Raw genomic sequence first — 24,763 nt, 5'->3', positions numbered from 1 at the left:
TCAGGGCGGGCCCGGGTCAGGGGAGTTGGTAGCTCCCGGACACCGGGTTCAGGTCATGCGCGGCAGCCAGCCGCGCTCGTAATCTCAGGCGGTGCACCGGGTCTCCTCACGGCTTCGGGAACGGGGAGTCAACGTGCCTTCCAGCCTGCGTCCTTGGACGCGGAAACACGGATCAGCACAGGTCAGCAGGGGTGGAGCCGGGCTCCGCCTCGGTGACGTGGCGAGACATTAGACCGGGATTCCGGCCGCACCAAACGACCGCCGAACCGGGCCCGAACCACGGCACCGGCTCGTTAGGCGCGGCCGGAAATCGCGGCTAACCTCCGGCGCAACCCCGCTCCGACCGCGTGCTGTTGACCACCCTCCGGAGCGGGCCCAGTCCCGTCGTGCCCTGAAAGAGGCCCCGCACATGAGCTACACGCTGCACCGAGGCGACGCCCTCACCGTGCTGAAGACCCTCCCGGACGAGAGCGTCAACGCCGTCATCACCGACCCCCCGTACAACTCCGGCGGACGCACCAGCTCGGACCGCACCGGCCGCACCGCCCGCGCCAAGTACGTCACGGCCGGATCGGCGCACGACCTGCAGAACTTCCCCGGCGAGAACCGCGACCAGCGGAGCTATCGAAGCTGGCTGACCGCACTGCTCACCGAGGCGTACAGGGCCGCGACCGAGCACTCCGTCGCCATGGTCTTCTCCGACTGGCGCCAGGAGCCCACCACGTCCGACGCCCTGCAGATGGCAGGCTGGACCTGGAGCGGAACCATCCCCTGGATCAAGCCCGCCAGCCGGCCCCGCAAGGGCGGGTTCAAGCAGTCGGCCGAGTTCATCATCTGGGGCGTCAAGGGCAGCCTCGACAAGAACCGGGACCTCTACCTGCCCGGCCACTTCATCGCCTCCCAACCCCGCAAGGACCGCGTCCACATCACCCAGAAGCCGGTCGAGATCATGCAGCAGCTCGTGCAGATCTGCCCCGAAGGCGGCACCGTCCTCGATCCCTTCACCGGCAGCGGTTCCACAGGCGTCGCCGCCTTGCGCGAGGGCCGGCAGTTCATGGGGGTCGAGCTCTCCGCGCATTACGCCGACGTCGCCGAGGCGAGGCTCCGAGCGGAGCTGACCCAGGACGACTTCGTCCTTGCAGGACCGGAGGCATGAGCGTGAGAACGACCGGCCCGGGGCCGACGGACCGCAGACGGATGAGGGCGGCTGGTGCATCGAGAAACCGACGCACCAGCCGCCCTTCCACTTGCGTCAGGCCGCCTCGAACGCCCGCCGGATCAGCGGTCCAGCCTTCTCCAGGTCGGCTGCCGACGCGATACGCACCTCCAGGTCGCCGGTCCCGAGGTGGCCGATACCACGCATGTCGCGCGAGAAGCCCTCCTCCAGCTCGACCGTGTCCGGGTCGACCTTGAGGTAGACCAGGATCGCCTCGTGCTTCGGACGGAAGATGACAGAGGCGACGTTCACCATCCGGCGGTACGCGATGTAGTGCCGAAGCTGAGCCACCTCGACCTCGCCCCAGGCGGTGAGGGCCTCGTCCAGTTCGGCGTACAGGTCCTGCAGGCAGCCAGGAACCGCACCTGCGGTGGCAGTTGCCTGAGCGGATGCCTTCCCGCCTCCGCCAGCGGCACGAGCCGTGACCTCCCGCTCGCGGCTCTGGCGACGATCCGAGACCGGTCTCGTGGATCCGGGAGTGGACTCGATCAGTAGCAGGCTCAGCAGCCCACCCTCGAAGACGCGGTAGCGCACCAGGTCGACCCGCTCGCGCAGACGGTGCACCGCGACTCGGTCGTGGTGCGAGAAGCCAGCGGCGATGCAGACCATCCGAGGGTTCCGCCAGTCGATCGACTCGGCGGCCTCGGAGCCCAGCTTCTCCTTGACCAGTGCCTCGAACTCGTGGCGCGCGGAGTCCAACCACGAGAGGTAGGAGACAGCCTGAGATAGGACACCGCTGTCGGCGCCTTTCTTGTACTCGATCAGCGCAGGTGTGCCGTTCTCGTCCAGGCCCAGCGAGTCGATCCGGCCCCGGTGCCAAGGCCCCGTCGGGTACTCCGACGCCAGGAAGCGGATGCCGAGCATGGCCTCCATGCCTGCCTCGACCCGCCGCTGCAGCTCCACCTCCAGCGTCACCGTGGAGCCGCGCAGCTCGACGTCCTGGCCGTCGGCATCCAGCCGGAACAGCTTCAGGTCGGTCACCAACGTCCCCCTCGTGCGATCACTACAGGAGAAGCAATCGAAACTGGCCTGCGGGTATTCCAGTGGGTACCTGTGCGTGATGCCCCGTGGCTGCCCGGCATCCCTGCTTCCACCTGCGCTTCACGCCGACCGGCTCCTCCTGGACTAGAGAGACGGGGACACGACGCGTGGCAGGCCCATGCGCCAGCGCCGCGCAGCGGGACTGCCGCTACCTCGGGTGGCGGCAGATCTCGGGGAGCCGTGACGACTTCAGGAGTCGCTCAAGCGCTGGGACCGCGTCATGGTAGAGGGCTGGTCCTGATGCACCTGGCATGAGTCGGCGCAGGGCACGCGTCGCGACGTCGGCGAGCGTCGCACCGATGTCGCCACCTATTGCGATATCCAGAGTGCCGACGAGGCTCACTTTGCGATCGTCCCACTCGTCGATGTGCTCCGTGAGGAAGTCCACCGCCACGGACTGTCGGCGGGCAAGAAGTAGCAGCTCGCAGGCGTGCACGGCGTCGCGGAGGTCGAAGCGGAGGCGGGCGGCGAGCCCCGACGGCCCGAGTCCCGGCTCCTGGCAGGTGATGACGAGTTCGTCAGCATCGTGGGTCTTGGCGATGATGCTCAGCTGCATGCCGCCGCGCACAAGCAGCTCCTCCGCCGCCTGCCGTTCGCGTTCGTCGTGAAGGGCGATCGACCACCACGGGAGCGGGCCCCATGTGCCGTGTGTTGTTTCGTGCTCAAGGAAGGGGTAGAAGATCTGGTATCGCTTCAGCAGATGCCTCTGGAAGGTGGCGAGGCAGCCGTCCTGGAAGTGCTCGTCCTTGCTGCGCTCACGCAGCAGCTCGTACTCGATGGCGCTCATGCCCTCCACGGCCAGCGCGATGCGTTCCAGCTGCTCCTGGATGATCTCCGCGGTCCGCACGAGAACTCCGCGGAACTCATCGCCTGGCGGAGCCTGATCGAGGAGACGGCCCAGAGCGCGCTGCGCGGCTTGGCAGCGTACGAGATCGCCGCCAAGGCTCACCAAGTGGCGGGCCTTGAGAGTGCTCCAGGGGCGGGTGGACATCCAGCGCTCCCAGGCCTGGTCGCCGCCACCACGCTGGGTCAGCGTCATAGCTCCGGCATTGCCGACCCGGAAATCCGGCTCGGCCTTCAGCCTCTCCCACAGGTCGGGGTACCCCTCCAGCGGGAAAGCGGGCAGCGAGGAGTGCGCCGCGAGGACACGTGAGTCCGCTGTGTCCCACAGTTCGCTCAGCTCCCGTTCCACACGCGAACGAGGCACAGTACGGCCCCGCTGGGCAGCCCAGTATTCGATCAGCAGCATGTAGGTGCTCTCCGGACTCCAGGGGAGCAGGCCCAGGCCGTCGAGTACCACAACGGTGTTGGCCAGTCCGTCGTGCTCGAACCCGAACTGGATCTTGTCGATGAGTTTGGTGAGTTCTTCGGTATCAGGGCCGGGCGCCGCGAATAGCGGGCTGGCGGCGAGCATGTCACGGATGTTCGATGTGCTCTCGCCCCGGGCGAGCTGGACGGCGACCCGCGCGACCAGCATGGAGCCGATGAGCCTGGGCTCACCGAGGTCGTCGCGCAGGCGGTCCTTGCCCAGGGCTGGGACATCCCTCACGTGCCACAGCAGCCCCTCTTGGATCTCACGGAACCACTCTTCCCGCTGCGCCGTGAGCTCTCCGGACGTGCTGCGCGACATGCTTCTCCCTGTTGGATGCGGCTGCTGAAATGCGGTGCTTCGGCTAAATGCCCGTGACCGAGGCCCGGCCTACTGTCCTCCGCCAGCCGTCTTGGTGGCCCCACCGTGCTTGGTCACGCGCGGGCGGCATCGGATGCGTACGGCCCCGTGAGTGAACGCCGGGTCCGTGGCCTTGCTCGCCCACACGTATGCCTCGCCAGGCTGCAGTCGCGACATCTGGTCGGAACTGAGTGTGGAGAGTGCGGCGTTGGCCTTCTGCAGGTGCTTGAGCCACGCGGGAGAGGTGAACTTGTGCAGGATGACATGGTCGGAGAGTTCGATCAGGGAGATCGGGACCGAGGGTGGGTCCTGGCTGGCGACCAGGATGCTCATGCCCTTGTGGCGCATCTCTCGGACGGTCTCAACCAGCCCTGACACCAGGTCCGGGCTGTCGATGTACTTGTGAGCCTCGTCGAACACCACGAGCTTGTTGAAGTGCTCGCCGCCGTCGCGGGCTTCCGCGAACAGCTGCATCAGGACGACGAACAGTCCGAGTGCTTCGTCCTTCTCGATGAACTCGTCGCGCAGGTCGACGATGATCAGCCGACCCGGCCGGACCAGGCTGGTCAGGCGTGTTGTGTCGTCGATGTACTCGGCGGCGAGGTTGAGCCGTTCCTGTGCCAGCCGCTTCAGGTGATCGGGTAGTTCGGACTCCTCCACGCCCTGGCGGATGGCCGCCAGGTTCAGGTTGTCCCGGTGGGCTCGCATGATGCGAGTGAGCTGGCGGATGTAGACGGACTGATTGCCGACCGCGCCCATAAGGAAGCGCCAGTGCGCGGCCTGTAGTTCGTTCGACGCGAAGGTGAGGGGCTGCACCTCGATACCTGGGTACTCGGAGCGCCGCTCTGCGAGCTGGGCCGCCGGCACGAGGAGCAGGACGTCCTGGAGGGCTTTGGGCTGTGCTCCGTAGCGCTCCTTGAGCGTTCGGAGCTGCGTCTCGTCGTCGTTCGGATGCGTCATGGACGTGAACTCGGGCGCGTAATCCTGCGTCTGGCTGTAGTGGAAGACCACGGTCGCCAGCGGATGCGGTAGCTCGTTCACGGGGGGTGCCGGGAGGGAGGCCATTTCCATGATGCTGCCCAGGGTGTAGCTCTTGCCGCCGCCCTGGACGCCGAACAGGCTGATGGTGTGGGTCTCATAGAGGTCGAGGGCGATGGTGCGGCCGGCGATGTCACCGAGTACGCCGTACTGAGGGGACGGGCGCATGACGCCGAGGAACGCGTCCGGAACGAGTGAGGGAACTACGCGGGGCACGTCGGTAGCCGGTGCGTCATGGGACGCCGTAGAACTGACGGCTGGCCGCGATGGCGCGGGCTCCGGCCTTGCCTGTGTCTGTGGCGACTCACTCAGCGTGGTCGACGGGGACGGCTGCTGAGGGCCAGGAGCGGTGTCCGTGGGGGCCGCTCCTGATGTCGCCTCCACAGCTTCTGGGGAGGCAGGTGTCTCTCGGTCCGCTGCCGGCGGGGCGGATACGTCTTCGACCTCTGGCGCGCGGAACGCGGCGTCGGCAATCCGGGGCACCGTCAGATCGAGCCGAGACAGGGTGGCAGCTGGATCACCGCCGCTGCCATCGGGAACGTCATCAGACGGTTCGAGGTCCTGAGGCTGCGGCTGGACCTTGTTCTGGACAGTCGGGATCGCGTCGATCAGTTCCTTGATCAGGTCGCGGCCGATGCGGTGGAACTCTATGGCGTGGTCGAGTTCCCGGTCGGTGCCCGATCGGGCGAGGTCGAAGACCAGTCCACTGCGGGTGAACTGCAGCGTATAGCCGTCGTCGAGGCGGTCCAGAAGGCGGTGTGCTGCTTCGTACGGGGCCTTGCCCATCGTGCCGTGGCGGAAGGCACGTGTCAGGTAGAAGCGGAGCAAGGAGCTGAGCGCGAGGTTCTTCACACCGCGGTCGACACGGTCCGGAGTGCTGCGATGCGGGTCGAAGGCGGTCGCGAGAACGTCCTGGCTGCGCTCGAGCTGCTCGGCGACCTTCGCCTTGAGCTGCTGGTAGGCGCCGATGTTGTTCAGGGCTGTGTAGCACTTGACCTCGACCAGGCGGCAGGTGATCGTCCTGCGCCGGTCGTCGAGGTGGAACAGGGCCAGATCGCTGCGGTGGAAGGAGAGGGAGTCCCCCAGTTCTCGCACCTGGCGGCGTGCTTCGCGATACAGCTCTGGATGTGCGTCCAATGGGACGATGATCTGGTTGGTGAGGACCCCCTGGTAGTCGAGGTAGAGCCGGGCGAGCGAGAGGCCGAGGACTTCCGTGCGCTGGGTGGGAGCGGCGGACGCCAGCTTGAAGGCCAGGTTCCCCGACAGCAGCCGCAACTGATCGAAGAATGTGTGAAGGTGCCGCTGGTCGACATCCAGGTCGTGGTCCGCGGCGACCGGACCGAGCAGGGCGCGCAGTTCGTCCACGGACTTGGAGCTGACCATGATCTGGTGGCCCAGAGTTCCGCCTGCCTGCGGCACGTAGTCGATGACGTACTCGGGGCGTCCGTCATCGCCGGAGTGGTCGAAGTACTCCAGCCCCAAGGTCCGGTCGATGGTGACGACCCAGTCGCTGACTTGATGGGCCTGGTACAGCAGAGCGCGGTCCGCGGTTTCCAGGGCGAGCACGGTGCAGGGGACGTGCCGCAGTGCGCGGCCTGCGGTGGCGACACTCGCGGCGGCCGAGGCCATGAGCGCGGGGAGGTGGCCGAGAAGCGTGGTGAGGTCCTCGGCATCGTCCAGAACCGGTGCTTCGCCGTGCCGGGGGAACTTGCGCCACGCGACCTGCTGTTCGTTCTTCACGTACCGCGATGCCATCGCCTGCACCAGTCCGTGGACCGGCGCGTGCGCGATGTCCTCGTGCTGGGTTGAGCCGAGCTGTTCCCCGCCGAAGGCATCGATGAGAACGGTGAGGTGCGCGTCGAAGTCACCAGGGTTGGCAGTGAACTCGTCCACCGACCGGACGGAGAAGGCCAGCTTCGCCTGGAACGCGCCCCCCGACGGGTTGAGGAACGCCTCCGCCTCGGCGGCGGAGACCTGGGCCTCCGCGCGCAGCAGCTCAGCGAGCGCCTCTCCCGCCTCCGGCGCCTCCGGATCGCCAACACACAGACGCAGGTCGAAGCGCAGAGACCGCGTCACCTCCCGCCGTTGGAGCTCCAGCAGCATGTCGGCAAGCAGCTCACCGCGCCCCGCATTCACCACGTTCATCACGAGGGTGTGGACATACGGATGCAGGCGCACATAGCGCTCCACGCGGTCTGCGAGATGCGTGCCTGACAGACCGGTGGACCCGGCACCGGTACCGGATGTAGCAGCCGGCAGTCGCAGAACTGAGGCCAGTTGGCCGAGCAGCCCGCGTGGGTCTTCCACCTCACTGGGCAGATAGGCCCCCCAGTACGGAGTGAGGTTCTCCGCAGCCACCAGGAGGCGTCCGTCCCGCCGCGGCACCGCGAAGGGAAACCCCAGCGAGGACAGCTCGTCCATCAGCGAGCCGCGAGCGGCGATGACCTGGCGCCGGTCGGCGCCCGTAAGCCGCGTGATCCAGTCGGCGCCCAGGGCCGACCAGGTCGCCAGCCACAGGGCGCGTAGCGGGTGCGTAGGAGCCACGAGCAGGACGTGGTGGCGTTGTCCAAGCCCATCGGTGAGCGTCGCGGCCACGCAGTCGAACTGCAGGATCTGGGCGAGACGGACGAGAACTGACGCCCGCTCCGTGTCCCCGGCCCGCTCCAGGTGGTGCAGTTGCGCCGCGATGAGCTCGGTGTACGCCTGCGCATATGCGGCGAGCTCTATGCGCACCGCCGAGAAGTCGACGGCCTCGGTGACCAGGAGACTCTCTTCCTCTGCTGCGTCGCCGGCGCCGCGGAGTGCGGAGAAATAGCCCCGCCTCGCCGCGAGGAAGGCTTCGAAGGCTTCGGCCGTCCGACCGGTCAGCGAGGCCACCAACCCGTCATCGGCATCGAGCACAGGATCTCCGGCACTCGCCGGTCCCAGGCTGAGCTGCCACAGCCCCGGCCGGTCTGCCGCCGCGAGGATGCGCTGCTGAAGCACAGTGAGGGTGGGGGAGAGACGGATGTCCACCGTCCCGGCGGCGCTGACCCGGGCGCTCAGCGTCCGTTGCTGGGCGCGGCCGGTGCCTGCCTTCCACCGGACTTCGCCGAGTGCGACACGTGCCGGGTCGTCACCGTTCGCTAGCGCCTGGAACTGAAGGTCGCGCAGGGCCTGTACGACACCCTCGTACCGGCCGGCACTGCGCTCTGGTGGCTCCTCCGTCTCCGCATCGGGCACGACGTAGAACCGCTCGCTCTGCCCCCCTGGCAGACCGTCGCTGGCCGACTCGACATCGAGAGGCTGTTCCTGGTCGTCGAGCGGTGTGACGGTGAGGTAGTGCCACCCCTCGTCCCAGTCGATCTTCGTGAGTTTGGGCAGCTTCGCTTTGTGTTCGGCCTTGGCAGCCTTCTTCACTGAGGTGCTGCGGCCGATCGGTCCGGACTTCTCCGACGCGATTTCCACACGGAATCGGGCGAGCCCCTCCACTTTGCGGGGGACGGGGTCGACTGTGAAGTGGGCGAGAAGCTCGCTGACGCCCTTCGGACCGGCCAACAGGTAGGGCTGGCCAGCTATGGCGGACAACGCGGGGTACGCGGCCAGATCGTCGGGCACGTCACCTGCGCGGGGCAGTCCGAGTTCCTGCACATCGATGGAGACCGAGGCACGCTGGCGGTCGTCGAGGCGCCAGTTCCCGAAAGAAAGCGCCCAGTTCTCCCGGTCGATAACGATACGCCGCGTCCACGCGACGCGGTCCTCCAGCCCGCAGCGGGCCACGAATCCGGCCAGGCGGCCGGCGAATTCCGAGTCAATGAGCCCGAGTTCCAGTACCCGCTGTCGCTCCGAGCGGGCGGACTCGGTCAGCTTGTCGACGAGGTCGCGATTGCGGTCGGCTCGCTCCCGCACCTCGCCCGGTTGGGCGAACAGCTCGAAGTCCGGAACCAGGCCGAAATGGAAGACCGCGGCCCCGGCGGCCTGTTCTCCGTAGCCGTTGGCCTTGAGAGTGAGCAGGTACGCGGCACGGGCCCGTGCACTCGCGCGCTGGTCGGGGACCTCGCCCAGGAGCGCGAGCAGCTCCTCCACGCTTGGTCGCAGCGTGGCCGGCACCTCGTCCAGCAGCTGAGCGGCGAGGAGGTCGTAGCTGTCCCCGAGAGAGATCTCCTCGAAGGTCGCGACACCGAAGGAGTCCTCTGCGCTGGCCCTGAGCCCCGGCGGCACGAAGACGAGAAGGGGTCCGGCAGCGCCGTCCGACTGAGGCTGCTCCGTGCGGTTGCGCAGCTCGACCAGCTTGGTGCTGGTCACCGTGACATCCCGCAGCTCGCTGACTTCCTCGGTGTCCCGTGCCGGCCCCAGCAGACACACCTCGGCCCCTGCGCCGTTGGCGCTCCTGAGCCTGCGCACCAGACGCGCCGCGAGGGCGGCGTCCACTTCGGTCACCCGCATGCAGTGGCCCGCGTCGCGCGAGGCGAGCAGAGACGTGAGCCGGGGCACCAGCACGCCCTCCAGCGCATCGCGCAGATCTGCGGTGCTCGGCTCGGTCAGTCCCACAGTGCTCACCGGACCACCTCCGCGCCGGGCGTCGTACCCATGGAGTAGCGAGGAGTGATGGTCTGCGTCAGATAGGCATCCGACATGTCCTGGTAGTAGCCGATCTCGCGGAGGCGATGGGTGAAAGCGGTGGAGTTCGCTCGCAGCGCGACCTGGTCGTCGAGGTCGGCGCCCGTGAAGCCGTCCGAGTCGGGCAGCTGGTCGACGTACAGGCCGTAGCGCTCGCGCAGTACGGCGAGGAACTCGTCGATACGCATGGGTGAGGTCGACAGATTCCCGTCGGGCCCAGGGCGCAGCAGCGAAATCTGCAGCAGAATCTCCAGCAGCCGTGCGTCGAGGACGAAGCGGCGCTCGCCCCGGGTGCCACGCGGCTGGGTCAGCAGCGCGCCGGGCCGGTTCTTCAGTAGCAGGGAGTCCAGGCAGTCGACGATGTATCCGCGGTGGTATCGGCCCTTGTAGTGCAGCAGCATCTCGATGTATTCGTCGAACGGGCTCAGGCCCAGGTCCGCGATCTGCCGTACCTCGGAGGGCGGGTCGGTCTCGTCGTCCAGCACCCCGTTCACGCGCTGGTCGAAGAAGTTGTCCCGCTCACTCTTGTATCCCTTGCCCAGCAAGGTCAGGACTTCGGCGGCCGAGAAGTAGGGACGGTCCTGGGGAGCGGTGAGCTTGCGACGCTTGGTCATCAGGTGCTCGGCGAACTCGTCCAGCTTCTTCACCTCGAACGTGGCTTTGACGAACCGCTGGATGCGGCCGTACCACACGCTGGCGCTGTGCTCTGCGAGAAGGGCAGCCGGGGTGCCGGGGACACCCTCGACGTCCACGAAGAGGTGGACGCGGTAGGGGCATTGATGGGCCGCATCCGCTCCCTTGTGCCCACTCGCACACGAGGTGTCCACGGCGCCGGCGGCCACCGCTCTGGGCAGCAGTTTGATCATCCGCAGGTGGTAAAGCGCCAGATGGAAGGCGAAGAGGATCTTCAAGTACTCCACCAGGACCGTGCGCGGCATGTGCTCCTGGTGGTAGAGCAGTCGCATGACGTCCTCCGCGAGCAGCCGCGCGGGCTCCTGGCACAACAGCGGATAGGGCCTGCGGGGCTTGCTCGTGTCCGGCCGGTCCTCGACCTTGCCGTACGCCTTGCTCACCAGGTGCAGCAGCGCCTGCGTCTCCACGTCGGTGTCAGGACCCGGCTTGATCGCACCGGTGGTCCGGTCCACGTCAGAGAAGAAGAACGACCGCAGCTCCTGCAGCGCACTGGGCGCCTCGGCGAGCATCTCATAGAGCTGCTCATCGGCCCCGTACGGACGGGACTTGCGACTGTTGCGAAAGCGGTAGGTGAAGCCGTGAAGAGGGCGAGGGCCCGCCACGGCCTCGTTCACCCGGCCCCGGTTGACCAGATCCATCAGGTGTGTGTTCACCCAGCGGGTCGTCGTGTCCCGGTCGAAGCCCTCGAAGACATCAGGGTTGGCCAGGAAGAGGTCCACGAAGTCGTCGACGGTGAGATCTCCGGCGCGACTGAGCTTGCTCGGCAGACCGCGATGCCACAAGCGTGCCAGGAAAGCGGTCAGAACCCGGTCCATGTGGAGCGTCTTGTAGTCGACACGGCTCACCCCGGGATGGTGGAACTTGCTGTGCACACTGGTCAGCGCCATGTCTCCTCCTCATTCCCGTCACCGGACACGGCGGACAGGTCCTCCATGTGCAGCGCATGATCCGGTGTGCGGTGGACCCGGCGCAGATCGTGTCCGTGGGCGGTGAGCAACACTTCCTGGTACGGCACCGAGGCGAGCCGATTCTTGAACACAGAGAGGGCGAGCTGCTGCCCCTGCACGTCGGCGACGCCCGGCCGGTACCCCTGGGCGAAGCGCTGCAGCAGTTCGAACAGGTCGAGCCCGATGGCCAGTTCAGCCTCCGCTCCCTGACGTCCGTCAGGATCCTGGTAGCGCAGTCGCAGTGCTGTCCGGCTGCCTTCGACGTATATCGAGGCCGGGGCGTCCCCGGGCTCCAGCGTGAAGCCAGCAGCGGGGAACAGCCGGAAGCTGCGTACCGTGCCGTGCGGCACGGTACGCAGCTTCAACGCCATGGCCTCACCGATCCGGTCCGGCGCTGCCAGCCCCTCTCCCCGGTTGAGCGCGTACAGCAGCTCGTCCCGGGCCGCCGCAGCAGCCGTCGGTGAGGCGAGCAGAGAAAGAAATCGCAGCGCGGAGGGATAGGGCAGCATGCGCTCGGCACGCGCGTCGTCCCGGAGCTCGAAGTAGAGCAGCCGCCGGGCCGCGCCCAGATGGCGGCGGTGCGCGAGGATGTCCTCCGACAGCGCGGAGGTGGACCGCGCCAGCATGGCGAACTGCGCCGCGATCAGCTGCCTGTCCCGATCGGAGCGTCCGTCGATGGCGACCAAGGCGCGGTCGTCGATGAGCCCGGTGTAGTCGAGCCGCCGGTCCAGCTGCGGCTGGGGCGGAGCGGCAACGTCCGTCTCCCGAAGCAGCCTCAGCAGTCGGTCCCGCTCTCTGGGCAGTCCGTTCGGAGCCGGTGGGGTGCCCAGGTAGGCGGAGAAGTAGTAGCTGTCGAGCAGGGGTTGCGCCTCGTCTGCCGCGTGCACTGCGTGAATCTCCGCGCAGTCTCGTCCCGAGGTGAGCGTGTAGGCGAGAGCGGAACGCAGATCGCGCAGGGTGATGTGGAGTCGGCCGCGCAGTTGGGTGAGCTCGTAGACCCTGCGCAGCCGACGCTTGACCTGTGGACCCGCGTCGGGGTGGCGGAACGTCTGGGCGTTGTGCCGCGCGTAGCAGGTATCGGCGATGTCGCAGGACGCGCACACCTCCCAGAAGCGCTCATGCGTCATGCGGTCCAGCATCCGCTCCAGAATCGACTCGTCGTCGACAGGGTTGCCTTCCTCGTCGGCCGGGCGGGCGGTCACATCACGTGTGTTGAGGTTGACCACGGCGACCGCGTCACCGGTTTCCCCGCCCGCCAGGCCGATGTTGACCAGCTTGGACAGGAGCGGGAAGCGCTCGTGGTGGTGGCTGAGAAAGTCCACCAGGCGTCCCTCGTTCACCGCGATCAGGCGAGTTTCCCCCTGCCCCGCCCAGCCGGTGGCGTCGTCGCCGGCGTACGGTGCGAAGAAGTCCTCCAGTACGTCGTCGCTGGCGGCATCGGCCTCGTCCTGGCTGCCGTCGTGGTTGGTTCGGAAGCGATGTCCGTCGAGCGTGAAATCACTGCCGTTGAGGCGATCGGGTCCGAACTGGGCATCGAGTTTGCGCGCCTGGGCCTCGAAGCTCTCCAGGAATGCGGTTTTCCCGTCGCCCGCGTTACCGGTGACGATGACCAGCGCGTGCTTTCCCGCGCGCAGAGCAGGGACCAACGCGCGGTCCAGGGCCGTCTCGACGTACACCTGCATGCCCTGAGGGTCGAGGCCGCGGGTGCCGCGGTTGCTGCGGTGGCTCTGGCTGTAGAGCGTCTGCAAGTGGGCTACGTACGGGTTGGTGTTGGGCGCCGGTTCGGCAGCCGGGGCGGCCGGGGACACACTGGCAGGGTCGGCATCCTCTGGCTGGGCGGACCGAGGCACAGGCACACGGGCGGCTCCCAGAGCCTCCAGCGCGGAGAGTAGTTCCTCGGCCGAGCTGAAGCGCTCCGCACGGTACGGCGAGACGGCCCTCAGCAGGATTTCCACCAGCCCGGGCGAGAGATCGCCGAAGCCGCTGAAGATGGTGCGCGGATCAAGGGCCTGCATGCCGGGCGGCGGCTGACCGGCGTCTCCCCACGGGTACTGCCCGCCCGTGAGAGCCTCGTACATCGTGACGCCCAGGGCAAACAGATCACGATCGGCGAATCCGCTGCCGTCGGCAGGCACCTCATCCAGATCGGGCGGGGTATAGCGGGGACTGGTGTGGGTGTGCCCCTCGGAGGAGTCCGCGGTCTTGGCGATTCCGAAGTCGATGAGCTTGACGCCGTCGTCGGTCCACAGCAGGTTGCTGGGCTTGATGTCGCAATGCCACACCCCGAGCCTGTGGATATGCGCGAGCCCCCGGGCCGTATCGGTTCCGAGGCGCAGTACATCGGCCGGGCCGAGCCGACCGTCGCGGATCACCTCGCTGACGTCCCTGCCCTCGACGAACGCGAACACGAGATAGGGGTAGTTGTCCGGAGGCAGCAACCGGTCGGCGTCCACCATCGCCACCACATTGGGGTGCGGAGCGCTGGTCAGACGCTCCAGAACGCTCGCCTCGCGACGCAGCCGCTCCAGCGGCGAGTCGCGGTCGTGCAGGACGAGCTTCACTGCCCGGTCGACGTTCCTTATCGTGTCGTACACCCGGTAGGCGACACCGAAGGAACCGGGGCGGCCCAGCCGGTTGCGCACGATGTACTTCGTGCCGAGCTGGAAGTCGGCGGCCAGGTTCTTGAAGAACGATGGGTCGCGGGGCCCGTCGGCAGCTGCCGCAGGTGCCGGTGGCGGAGTGCCGGGCGGCGCGGGGGGAGCCGCGGAACTCAGACGTTTCCGCGGGGCACGCTGCGCGCCCACCGCAAGATCCAGTCTGCGCAGAGCTTCGACAGCTGTCGGGCGCTCCTGGGGATCCGTGGCGCACAACGTCTGCAGCCAGTGCGCCAGCTCGGTGCGAACACCGGCGGCTTCGAGTTCACTGGCGGGCAGCCGACCGCCCGCACTGGCCTGCTCCGTGGCGGAGGAGAACGGCACATGCCCGGTGAGCAACTCGAAGCCGATGACGCCTACGGCGTAGATATCCGCGGGTTCGAGCATCCGTCTCGGATCGGCATGGCACTCAGGCGCCAGGTATGCCGCCTCGGCCGCGGCACGGGCCTGGTGCATTACGGTGTGGCCGCGCTGCTGCGCCGTCTTCGCGTAGTCGAAGCCCGTCAGCACGGCCCGGCCGTCCTGCGTGATCAGGACGGTGGACGGGCTGAGCTCGCGGTGCGCGATGCGGCGGCTGTGTGCGTGGGCCAGGCCGAGCAGGATGTGACGGATGGTCCGCAACTTCGCGTCCGCCGTGAGAGGATCGTCGGCGCCCTCACCCAGATGAAGCCGCAGGGCATGGCCCGGAACGTCGTCGTAGACGGTGACGTACGCGCTCTCGTCATCCAGCGCGAAGAAGTCCCGCACCCCGACGATATGCGGGTGGGGAGGCAGCTTGCCGAGTGCTTCGTACGCGATCCCGATCTGCTTCTGCCGCATCAACCGGTCCGCGGCGGGAGCGTACGGGTCGGCGGCGCGTACCGAGAGCCGTACCGTGCCCGAACCCTGCACAGCAAGGGCGTTCTTCGCCCGGTACTCGTCCAGTACGTCGATGCCGGGAGCGCGCTGGGACTCGCTGAGCCGCTCGATCACCTCCCAGCTCCCGAAGCGGAGCGGGCCGGACGGGGCACGGGAGCTGCCCTGGACAGTGCCGACGATGGTCGCGTGGTGAGCCGAGATGTCGGCATCCACAGGACGGGTCGCTACAGGAACGCGGCCGGCGTCGGCGAGACGACCGATCAGCTCGGGCAGCGTCACGGTCGCCTTGAGGTCCCGTTGGTCCGGCGTGTGATCGACCAGTACTGCGTCAGGGGCCGGCAGCACGACGAGCGCATCCGTGTAGACACGGGCCAGTTGTGGGTGCGCGTTTTCCAGGATGCTCTTCAGCTTCTTGGCGTGGCCGCGCAGCTTTGGCAACGGGCTCCTGAACGGCGCGCGCCTCGCTGGATGCCACCGGCTTCCCTCGACCTCGATGCGGCCCCGGGTGCCCTTGACGTCGATGACGTACACGGCGTGCCCGGTGACGACGACGAGGTCGACCTCGAACAGCTCGTCTTGCTGCGGGATTTCGACGGAGTGCAGGACCGTCCAGTCGTCCGGTCCCTGATCGCGCAGATACGCGATCACCCGCCGCTCGGCATCGTTGACGGCCTCCCCAACGGCAACGATCCTGGCTCCCATCAGGCAGCGGCCCCCTCGATGGCTTCGGTCAGCAGGGCGAGCGCCTGGTCTTCGAGGACGTCGGCGCGGTCGCGGTTACGGTAGGCGCGGCGGACTGTTTCGGCGATGCGGTGGCGGTCTTCGGGGGCGGCGAGGGGGATGGGAAGATCGCGCAGCAGCCGGGAGTGGTATTCCTGCTGCTTCCCCCCCACGCTCATGGATCGAAGGATCCGGAACATGGCATCTGAGCGGAACAGTGCGAATAGATACGCGCCCGTCACTTCTTCGTCGCCGCTCAGAACGCGGACGAAGTCCTGGCTGAACGCATTCTCCAACCAGCTCCCTGTGACCAGGATCGAGCGAGCGTAGACCTCGTTCTCCCCCAGGGTTCCGTGGGCTGCAACGAGCACTGTTTCATCCTGCTGCAGGATGTCGTCAGGAGCCTGTGCAGCGCTGATCCAACGTCCTTCGGGCCGGATCCAAAACGCTTGGCGTTGTCCCACGAGCCGCACGCCATGCGTGGGATCGGCGTCAATGCGCTTGAAGCGGGCACCGGTCCTGAGTGTGCCGCCCGCGCAGATCTCGCCCAATGTCTTACCTGGTACCGAACCCAACTTGTCAATGAGTCGCATAGCCCGCGGAGCGAAGTTGAGCGCCCGCAGGGTGGTCGGCCCGACCTCCTCTACCTCGAACCCGAGGTCCCGATCCTGCTGATGCCAGCGAATGTCGATCAGCTCGGGCAGGTCGACGCTCCTGAAGAAGTCCTCCGTTGCGGCCACCAGTCCAGCTTGGAAGTGTGCCCGCAGGCGGGCGCTGAGCTCCACCATGCGGTGGATCCGCTCTTCCAACTTCTCTTCGAACCGAGGTACGGGCAGGTCGGCGATGTGGTGCGGCTCGATGTGCTGGATGATCGCGCCGTACGCCGAACTCGCGATCATCGGGACGCCGAACTTGCTGCGCAGGAAGGTGTACAGGTAGCCGGACGGGATCCGTTCTGTGTTCGCTGCCACCTTCATGACGTGCTGGGAAGACCAGATGCCGGCCATGTCTGGGCGTACGTAGGCCATCCGCCCAACCGTTCCTGAGCACGAGATGAGCGTCATGCCCGGCTTGACTTCGAGGTACGGAAACTTGTCCGCGACCTTCGTGCTCAGCTGGGGCAGAAAGCTGAAGTCTGCCTCCATCATATCGGTGCTACCCAAGAAGGGCACGGTGTGGTTCAGGTCATCCAGGTAAACCCTGCTGAACTTCGGTCCGTTGAAAATTCCCCCATTGTGTCCCGCGGTCATGTTGTTCAGACGCACGGTATTCGGCAACCGCTCCAACAGCTTCCGAGCCTCCAACGCCCCCGACAAATAGGGCGAAGGATCCAGCCGGAACCCCTGGTCGGCGAGCCAATCCGACGTGACCGGGTGGGACAGGCTGACGAGCTTCACGAGGCGTACTCCGGGGGGAACCAGGTGCGGAGGGTGGACTGTAGGCGCTGGAACGCGGGATCGGTGCAGCCGTTGGTGGACAGCGCGGCAACCCGCTTGAAGACGGCGTTGGACTTGTCCGCGCGATACTGCTTGCTCTTCCGCAGGAATTGCAACGCTTCTTTGGGGTCGGTCGGTTTTGCCTTACCAGGTGGCCAGGAAGCGGGCCCCATGGCGGGCAATAGCTCCCGGACCGGCGTGCCGCGGTGCTGTCGGGGGAGATTCAGTACCGTTCCGAGCTCGGGGTGATCGCGCCAGAACCACACCTCTAGCTCGGGGTCGAGAACGATCACGGCGGAGCTCTTCCATACCCCGTCGAGCTGTTCTTCGACCCGCGCTCGGATCGCGGCTGCGCCGGGGCTGCCCTCCCACTGGGCGTCGACGAGTACGACGGCGTAGAACTCGTCGCGCTCGTACGGTCGGAGCAGTTCACGCGCTGTGTTGTAGACGCCCGGATCCTTAGTGGGGGCCACGACCGTCTCGTACGTGAACGAGGCACAACCGAGCCGCTTGTGGAATTGATCCCGGCCGAAGAAGCCGAGCAGCATCTGTTCCATCGCCCCGTCGGCCAGCAGGAAGATGACCCGTCGTTCCGTCGTCAACTCAGTACCCCCGCCGCGAACAGCGTGCCGATGTCGAGTGCCCCTTGCCAGTCCTTGAGCCGCGGATGCTGGTCGCCCGGGACAACGGTGACCTGTCCGTCACCGTTGAGGCGGGCGGCCAGCACGTCACTCAGCTCTACGTGAGCCAGAACCAGCGGCGAATGGGTGGATACCCAAACCTGAGTGTCGTACATCGATGCCAGCGACTGGACGACGGTCTCGATCGCCCGTGGATGGATGCCGTTCTCAGGTTCTTCGGTGACGAGTATCCGTGGAGGTTCCGGAAGATAGGGCAAAAGGGTCAGCGCCAGCACCCGTAGGGTGCCATCGGACAGGCCGCTGCTAGTAACGCGGTGGCCGCCCTGGTACTGGACGTCGAAGTAGGCGTAACGGTCCTCGTCCCGTACGCGCACATCCACCGTGTCGATCTGGGGCAGCGCGGTCTGGACGTGCTCCACCCATGCCTGGTAGCTGTCCGGATCCTGTTCCCGCAGGCCGAGCGCCAACCATGGGACGTTACGGCCGTCACCACGCAGCGGCAACAGGCGGTCGCCGGGAGGGGATGCCTTGCGTAGTACCCCCCAGTCGGGGGCATACGAGACGGCGTCCTGCTGGACCAGCTCGATGAACCAGAGGGCCGCGGGATACTGGTCGCGGTCCTGCGGGAGCGTCGCCAGAGCGAGCTGGTCCGCAGGGACGCGCCTGGTGGCACCGGGTGCCTTGCGTGGCAGCTCCGGGCGGAAGTACGGGTCGTCGCCGCGCTCGCGACGGACGACGTAACGCCATTCGCGGTGCGCCGGCATCCGGTTCGCGCCGGTAGGCCGTCCCTGCAGGGTGCTGCCGAGTAGCGGCCGGTTGCGATGTTCGTTGAACAGCAACAGATACTCTTCGGCGACCTGGAGCGTGTCGTTGAAGATTTCCAGGCTCACCTCGTACCGCAGGTGGGTTGGGGGGTGCGGCCCGGCCGTCTCCGCCGCGAACTCCCGGGCGAGCTCGTCGGGCAGCTGTGCTTCCACCGTGAGCGTGAAGGTATTGCCACGGTTGCAGTGCACCAGCTCCCGGAGCGTGTGTGTGCGGGGGACGGCCGCGTTGTCCTGCGGCACGAGGAACGCGTCGGCCACGGTCTGCCGCGGTCGCAGCAGATCGCCTAGCAGCCCCGGGATGTCCAGCAGGGTCGTCTTGCCAGCGCCGTTGGGTCCGGCGAGTACCTGGAACTGGCCGAGATCCACCGCCAGCGCACGGAAGCAACGGTACTGGTACGCCTCGACTCTGGTGATCATGCTTGGCCGCCGGTGGAAGCGGCGCGGGGATCGGCTCCTGGCATGGGGTACTTCGCGCGGAACTCCCGGTACTTCTCTGCGATGACCGGCAGGTCGTTGTCGACGACTGGCCGGCTCCGCTTCAGCTCGCGAACCTCGTCTTTTCCGTTGATCCTGATCCGCTCGCGCTCGACCGTCGCCTCCATCACCACGTCACCATTCGGGTGGCGCTTGTACAGCTCATTGCCGCGCCGGTCGAAGCCCACCTTCTCGGCGACGGCCATGAACACTGGGTAGGGCTTCTCGGTGCCGATTCGGTGGTTGCGCACCTCTTGGGCGGTCTTCTTCTTCAGGAAGAGCAGCGTAGTCAAGATGTTGACGTTGGCGTCGACGATGAAGGTCTCCACCGGCAGCTCGACGCTGGCGAGGACCCAGCACTGCTCCAGGATGTAGCGGCGGATGGCTTCGGCAGTGGGGCCAGGGTTGGACAGAACGCCATTGGGCAGGACGATGCCGACACGGCCGCCGGGTTTCACCCACTCGATGGCCCGCTGGATGAACAGCTCTTCGGGAGCCATGCTCGTCGGCTTGCTGATGCTCTCTACGAGCTCGCCGGTGTCCTTGTTTCGCCCCCAGGACTTGGCGACGCCGTCTCGGAACGACCCCAGGACCGACTCGTCGCTGATCGGGATGTCCGCGCCGAAGGGCGGGTTGGTGAGCAGCACGTCCACGGTCTCACCGAGCGGGATCTTCGCCTTCGCGGGCTCCACACCCGACAGGTGCCCTCGTGGGAAGGCCAAGGAGTCCATGTGGAAGACGTTCCCTGTGGTGTTCGCCAGGGTCATGATGTTCATGGTGGTGGCGCGCACCAGGAACGGATCGAAGTCCGAACCGAACAGGTGCTTGTCGGCGTAGGCGCGGAGCTTGTCCCGGTAGCGCTCCGTCTGCTCGGGGCTGTCCGGGAAGCCGTATGTTCCGTCTTCCTTCTGCCAGGTGTGGTGCAGGTGGTTAAGTGTGGCCTGAAGGAAGCCGCCGGTGCCGCAGGTCGGGTCGAGGACGGTCTCGTCCTCCTTCGGGTCGAGGATCTCCACCATCAGCCGAACGGCGCCGCGCGGAGTGAAGTACTGGCCACGGTCGCCGCGCAGGTTGGTGCCGACCAGCTCCTGGTAGGCGACGCCCTTGGCGTCGACATCGGTGCCGCCGAGGTCGTACGGGGCAAGCTCGCTCACGATGAACGCCAGGGCCCGGTCGGAGAGTGTGATCTCGTCCGTCTGCTTGAAGACGTTCAGCGGCGCGTACTCGGCTTTGACCTCCTCGAAGAGACTCTCGATCCGCTTGCGGATGGCGGCCCGGCCTTCGTCGGAGAACGGCTCCGTCATGTCCGTCCGGAATCGGGCGCGGCCCGTTCCGCGGCTCTTGCGCTCGTCGTACATCTTGGCGAAGAGCAGGTAGAGGAACTGCCAGAACGCGGCGTCCTTCGGCATGCCTTCATTGCCGTGAATGTAATTGTGGCAGCGGCGGAAGGTGGTCTTGAGCATCTCCGGCTCGGCTCGACGCAGCCGCTGATGGGAGACGACCGTACGGCTGCCGACGCTCTCGGGCGCGACATCCCAGTCGCTGCGGTCCTCATAGGTCGCACCGAACCTGTTGACGATCTTCTTGAGAAAGAAGAAGTCGACCCCGTCGGTCCACATGCCGTCGGTGCACTGCGGGCGATCCTCGGCGCCGAGTAGGTCCTTGAGCTCCTGAAGATCCTTCTGCGCCTGGGCGGGCTCACGGAGCTTAACCACATTCTTGCCGCGCTTGGGCTCCGGCTTGCAGACCACGACCCGGCGTAGGTTCTCCTCGGAGTGCTCGGTGCCGTGTGCGAAGATCGCGATGTCGGCCTTCTTCTTCCGGGTGCGGGCCCCGTCCGTACTGACTGTGATGGGAAAGTCCGCCGCCATGTCCCCCGGTGAGATGCCGTGCTCGTGGAACAGGGCCCGCGCGATGCGCTGGCGGACCCTCTCCTTCGGGGAGTCCTTGACCGGAGTGTTGGTGATGTAGTCGACGATCTGGCCCTCGCCGAGCGTCGTGACCTGGGGCTGGGGCACCGCCTCCGGGGATGCATCCGGTTCCGTGGGACGCGGGTTCTCCAGGTCCAAGGTCAGCTCCTCCATCAAGGTCCACTCATCTCTGTGTATCAGGGCTCGTGCGGCGAACGAAAGCCAGTGATCGATCCCGCTCCACCAGCGATTTTACGGCCGTGAAAGCGGACAGGCCCCGCCCTTCAGGACGAGGGGTGAGCCTACTGCGCACCACTGACAATCGTCCGCCGAGCGTGAAGAGCGGGACGCGGCGTGTGTTACGCGGCTTGCCAGGGACACGCATCACAGCAGGTGGGAGCCCTACTCTTCTTCGCTTGTCTCGCTCACCACCAGGCCCTGCTCGGCGCGCACCGCGTCGGCGAGGAAGCTGAGTGATCCCTCCTCGGGGACGTACCAGTGCTCGGGGCCCTGCACTGAGGTGTCCTTCCCCGACGCCATGCGGCGCATGTGCCGTACCAGACCGCTGGGCGAGTACCACTGCATGTCGGCCTGCCACTGCAGCTGCTTCGAAGCGGAATTCCGCCACACGGCCAGACCCCGGGCGGGGTCCTCGGCCAGCCACTCCGTCATCTCGCGACGCTGCGGCCTGCTGCTCGGACGGAACTCCAGCACTGTGCCATCAGGTATGCGGTCGGCGGTCACCAGCGTTTTGACGGCATCCACCTGCCGGCCCTTCGGCTCGTCGCTGTCCGCGACCTGGTACTCCGCGTCCAGCGGCGGGGCGGGGTGGCCGGCCAGCATGCCTCGTACGGCGGTGCGCGCCACCCTCTGCATACGCTCGGTGTTCCGTACGGCCGCGATCACGTGACTGGTGGGCCCGTACTCCTTGTCGATGGCCTGCAGAGCCCAGCCGAGAGCGTCCTCGACGAGCACGGGAACACGAGCGAGCTGCACGTCCCAGTCGGTGTCCGGGTCCTGGATGGTGCTGGTGTCGAGCTGGCGGTACACGACATGAGTGATCAAAAGGTCACCGTAACTTGCCGCTGCCTCTGCCCGTCCGCGCAGCCCCTCCCGCAGTTCGGTGAGCCGGTCGCGGACCGCACGCAGCAGTTGGACCGAGCGCCACACCCTGTGCGCATCGGGTGAAGAGCCGAAAAGCTCCTTATAGGTGTCATCGCCCCAGAGTGCGGAGAGGTCGCGCTTGGCCAGTGCCGCGAACTCCGCGTTGGGGTGAGCGGCCGCAAGTGCCTCGGCTGCCTCGGTGATCGAGCAGCCGTGTTCGCGGTCGGGTTTCGGCTCGCCGCGCTTGATGACGTAGCTGCGGTGCAGTAAGAGCGCGAAGTCCTCGCGCAGCTTGATCTGGCCCGGGTCGAGGGACTTGAAGTCGCGGTCCTCGATGGGGTTCTGCGTGTTCGTACTCGTGGTGACCTGGTCGCCGAAGCCGGGTGGGCAATTCTCCAGGGAGATCAGACGCACCAGCACCCGGCCTTTGGAGGTCTTCTCGGCGTCGGTGGCGTAGGCCTTGTGGATCGCGCTCACGGTCTGGGCCCCGTTGACGACGCTGACGCCCTTGAGGTTGAAGTCACCCACGCCGCCCGGCACCACCGAGGGCCCGGCGGGCTTGACGCTGTCGCAGAGCATCGTGATGCCGTTGCTGAAGTACCAGAAGTGCTCGGGGTGTTCGAGTAGGGTGTTCCGGATCTTGACATTGACATCGGTCAGGTCCAGGGCGTCACGGATATTCCTGGCGAACAGCCCCCGGCGGTGCTCGGTGAACAGGGCGGCGACTTCCGGTATGGACATCGTGCCGTACATGGCCTGGTACGGCATCGACTCGTATCCGAAACCTTCGAGGCGCACACGGGTGTCGATCTTCGGTGCAGCGGCGGTGCCGAGGATCTCGCGGTGGAAGTCACGCAGATCGAGGATCTTGTAGTCGACCATGTCCACGACCCGGTTGTGCTTGTCGATGCCGTCCTGCAGGAGCTGGAGCACTTCGGAGTTGAGAGGCTCGGTGCGCATCAGCGCGAGTACGAGGGTGATCTTCGGTGTTCCGCCCTCGGTGTCGAAGGCCTGCTCAAGCTGCGGTACATGCCGTTGGAAGCGGCGATTGAACCGGCTGAAGTCGAGGTGCAGGATCAGGTCCAGCCCGCGCAGCATCTTGTGGACTTCGTCCTCGCCGAACTTGGCTCTGCCCTGGTGGTTCCACTTGGCCTGGACGAGGGTGATCCGAGGCTGTGCGGACCGTAACTCGATGGCGATGGCGTCGAGTCCGCGGTCGTCTTGCCCGTCGAAGACGGACTGGGCGGCAATCGCGTCGCTACAGGGGTGCTCGATCTGGGTGGCGAGGGCGGCGAGGCTACGGCTGAGGAGGTCATCCTCGCGGTGCTTATCTGTGGGCCACTTCTTGTCCGTCAGGTCGATCAGATCCGTGAAGCGCTCTTCGAGCACCTTGCGGACGTATCGGACCTGCACCACGCTCATGCCATCGCTCCCCGTCAAGAGTGTCAGGTAGATCACTCTATCGAGGGACCGCCGTGCGGTGCGGTGGGTTGCTGATCTCCTGTGGTCGCCCCCAACAACGCGGCGACCTTCACCGACCTCCTCGACTGGATCGACGCGCCCATCCCGGCGGCACGGGCAGCAATAGGATGCGGTGGAACCCACGCGGATGGCTTGTCGAGGTCTCACAGTGATCTTCGCTCGTCTCTCCAGCCGGCCGATAGCATCGCTGGCAGCCAGCGGCAGTCTCGTTGCCGGGCCAGCGAGAGCCTCACCGGTGGACAGCCGGTGGACAGACGCCTTTGGACAGCGCATCACGGGGTGGCACAGGCCAACCTGCTGTACATGCTCTGATCAGGAAAAACGTCACCACGTAGCACGGCAAGGCACCAGGCAACACGAACCCTCATGGTCTCGTAATGCGTAGGTCTCGGGTTCGAATCCCGAAGGCGGCTCTATCGTGAACCCCAGGTCAAGCCTTTGACCTGGGGTTTCTTGTCTTCGTTGACCTTGAAATCCGGGCATATCGGAGACTTGCAGTCTGTGCATCGCAGTGCGTCGGTCGCGAGTTCGCTCCCCGTTGCCAGCGAGCCCGTGCCAAGGCTCTGAACAGCAGTTTTAGCGCATTGAGGTTTTCTCAGCGATGGTCGCTTCCAGGTTCTGTTGAGGACGAGGGCTGCTCGGGCGATGTCGCCGATCCGGTTGGGGCTGAGCGTGACGTGCTGCAGGGTCCGCCGTCGCTGCTTGAGTTCGGCGGTGGTGCGCTCGCCCAGGGCCCGGACATGCCGCAGCAGCATGTTGAGCATGCGGGTATCGGCGTGAAGTGCCTGTTCGGACTTGCCCTTTGGGCGGCGGACCGGGATGCGGATGCCGATGCCCGCGCCGATGTAGCCCTTGTCCGCCGGAGTCGGAAGGCTTTCGGCGGCGGCCTTGTAGAGGGCGTGCAGGCGGGCGGCGGTGATGTCGGGGACGCTGCCGGGCTCGGCGTCGGAGACCCACAGGGGGGTGCCGTCCGGAGCGGACAGGAACTGGACGTTCCCACCGAATGCCTTGTGCTTCTGGCTGAACCACAGGTCGTTGCCGTTGTCCCGGAGGCCGGCGAGGCGGTCGGACTCGATCAGTGTGCCGTCGAGGATCACGTGTGTCATGCCGGCGCGTCGGCAGCGGGCGAGGGCCTCGTGCAGGTCCGGGGCGTTCTCGGAGAGGACGTCGATGCCTTCGTGCAGGTAGCGGTAGCCGGTGGCCTGGGAGATTGCGGCGTCGCGGGCCGGGCAGTGCACGCAGCCGCGCTCGCGGAACCAGCGCAGGACCCGTACGGCCTGGCGGAACGTGCCCAGCGCCCGTGAGCCCTTCGGTGTGCCGATGCGCCGCCGGTGTGCGGTCAGCAAGCGGGACAGGTACTCCACGACATGGCGTGGGACGTCGAGCGTGGCAACACAGGCGACCAACGTGAAGGCTCTGGTGGTCACGGACATGATTTTATGGTGAGACCTGTCCTAGCA

The 24,763-nt window shown here is 66.7% G+C and carries 11 protein-coding genes and 1 pseudogene; 1 reads left to right on the top strand and 11 read right to left on the bottom strand.

Annotated features, from left to right (window positions below; genetic code table 11):
- Nucleotides 1-409 precede the first annotated feature (409 nt).
- Nucleotides 410-1,156, top strand: a complete 747-nt coding sequence (locus LUW75_RS10425) for a DNA-methyltransferase (RefSeq protein ID WP_250335359.1) — start codon at nt 410-412, stop codon at nt 1,154-1,156.
- Between the two features lie 96 nt (nt 1,157-1,252).
- Here the strand turns inward: LUW75_RS10425 and LUW75_RS10420 are convergent, their stop codons facing one another.
- From LUW75_RS10420 to LUW75_RS10370, 11 genes and pseudogenes are all read right to left on the bottom strand, one after another.
- Entirely contained in the window at nt 1,253-2,197 is a 945-nt protein-coding gene (locus LUW75_RS10420; RefSeq protein ID WP_250335358.1) for a DUF5655 domain-containing protein, read from the bottom strand.
- A 208-nt stretch (nt 2,198-2,405) separates the two neighbouring features.
- The gene (locus tag LUW75_RS10415; RefSeq protein WP_250335357.1) at nt 2,406-3,887 is read right to left on the bottom strand and encodes a hypothetical protein; all 1,482 of its coding nucleotides are present in this window, start codon (nt 3,885-3,887) and stop codon (nt 2,406-2,408) included.
- Nucleotides 3,888-3,956: 69 nt separating this feature from the next.
- Nucleotides 3,957-9,503: a methylation-associated defense system ATP-binding protein MAD8 gene (gene mads8 / locus LUW75_RS10410; protein ID WP_250335356.1), complete on the bottom strand. Its 5,547-nt coding sequence runs from the start codon at nt 9,501-9,503 to the stop codon at nt 3,957-3,959.
- The gene (gene mads7, locus LUW75_RS10405) at nt 9,500-11,143 is read right to left on the bottom strand and encodes a methylation-associated defense system protein MAD7 (protein ID WP_462933716.1); all 1,644 of its coding nucleotides are present in this window, start codon (nt 11,141-11,143) and stop codon (nt 9,500-9,502) included. Before mads7 ends, mads8 begins: the two co-directional genes overlap by 4 nt.
- Nucleotides 11,134-15,417: a methylation-associated defense system protein kinase MAD6 gene (mads6, locus tag LUW75_RS10400; protein ID WP_250335354.1), complete on the bottom strand. Its 4,284-nt coding sequence runs from the start codon at nt 15,415-15,417 to the stop codon at nt 11,134-11,136. Before mads6 ends, mads7 begins: the two co-directional genes overlap by 10 nt.
- Nucleotides 15,417-16,832, bottom strand: a complete 1,416-nt coding sequence (mads5, locus tag LUW75_RS10395) for a methylation-associated defense system restriction endonuclease subunit S MAD5 (protein WP_250335353.1) — start codon at nt 16,830-16,832, stop codon at nt 15,417-15,419. The genes mads6 and mads5 overlap by 1 nt, the downstream gene beginning before the upstream one ends.
- Nucleotides 16,829-17,473, bottom strand: coding sequence for a methylation-associated defense system protein MAD4 (mads4, locus tag LUW75_RS10390; protein WP_250335352.1), 645 nt, complete (start codon nt 17,471-17,473; stop codon nt 16,829-16,831). The genes mads5 and mads4 overlap by 4 nt, the downstream gene beginning before the upstream one ends.
- Complete coding sequence (mads3, locus tag LUW75_RS10385; protein ID WP_250335351.1) at nt 17,470-18,753, bottom strand: methylation-associated defense system AAA family ATPase MAD3; 1,284 nt, start codon at nt 18,751-18,753, stop codon at nt 17,470-17,472. Before mads3 ends, mads4 begins: the two co-directional genes overlap by 4 nt.
- Nucleotides 18,750-20,891, bottom strand: a complete 2,142-nt coding sequence (gene mads2, locus LUW75_RS10380) for a methylation-associated defense system DNA methyltransferase MAD2 (RefSeq protein ID WP_250335350.1) — start codon at nt 20,889-20,891, stop codon at nt 18,750-18,752. Before mads2 ends, mads3 begins: the two co-directional genes overlap by 4 nt.
- A gap of 228 nt (nt 20,892-21,119) precedes the next feature.
- Entirely contained in the window at nt 21,120-23,243 is a 2,124-nt protein-coding gene (locus LUW75_RS10375; RefSeq protein WP_250335349.1) for an AIPR family protein, read from the bottom strand.
- 662 nt (nt 23,244-23,905) lie between these two features.
- Nucleotides 23,906-24,709, bottom strand: a pseudogene (locus tag LUW75_RS10370) (transposase family protein); the annotation flags it as partial.
- Nucleotides 24,710-24,763 lie beyond the last annotated feature (54 nt).

This window comes from Streptomyces sp. MRC013 (assembly GCF_023614235.1).
In the GTDB taxonomy this organism is placed as follows: Bacteria; Actinomycetota; Actinomycetes; order Streptomycetales; family Streptomycetaceae; genus Streptomyces.
The sequence above is the reverse complement of the archived record's forward strand: the minus strand, read 5'-3'. Positions and strand labels throughout refer to the sequence as shown.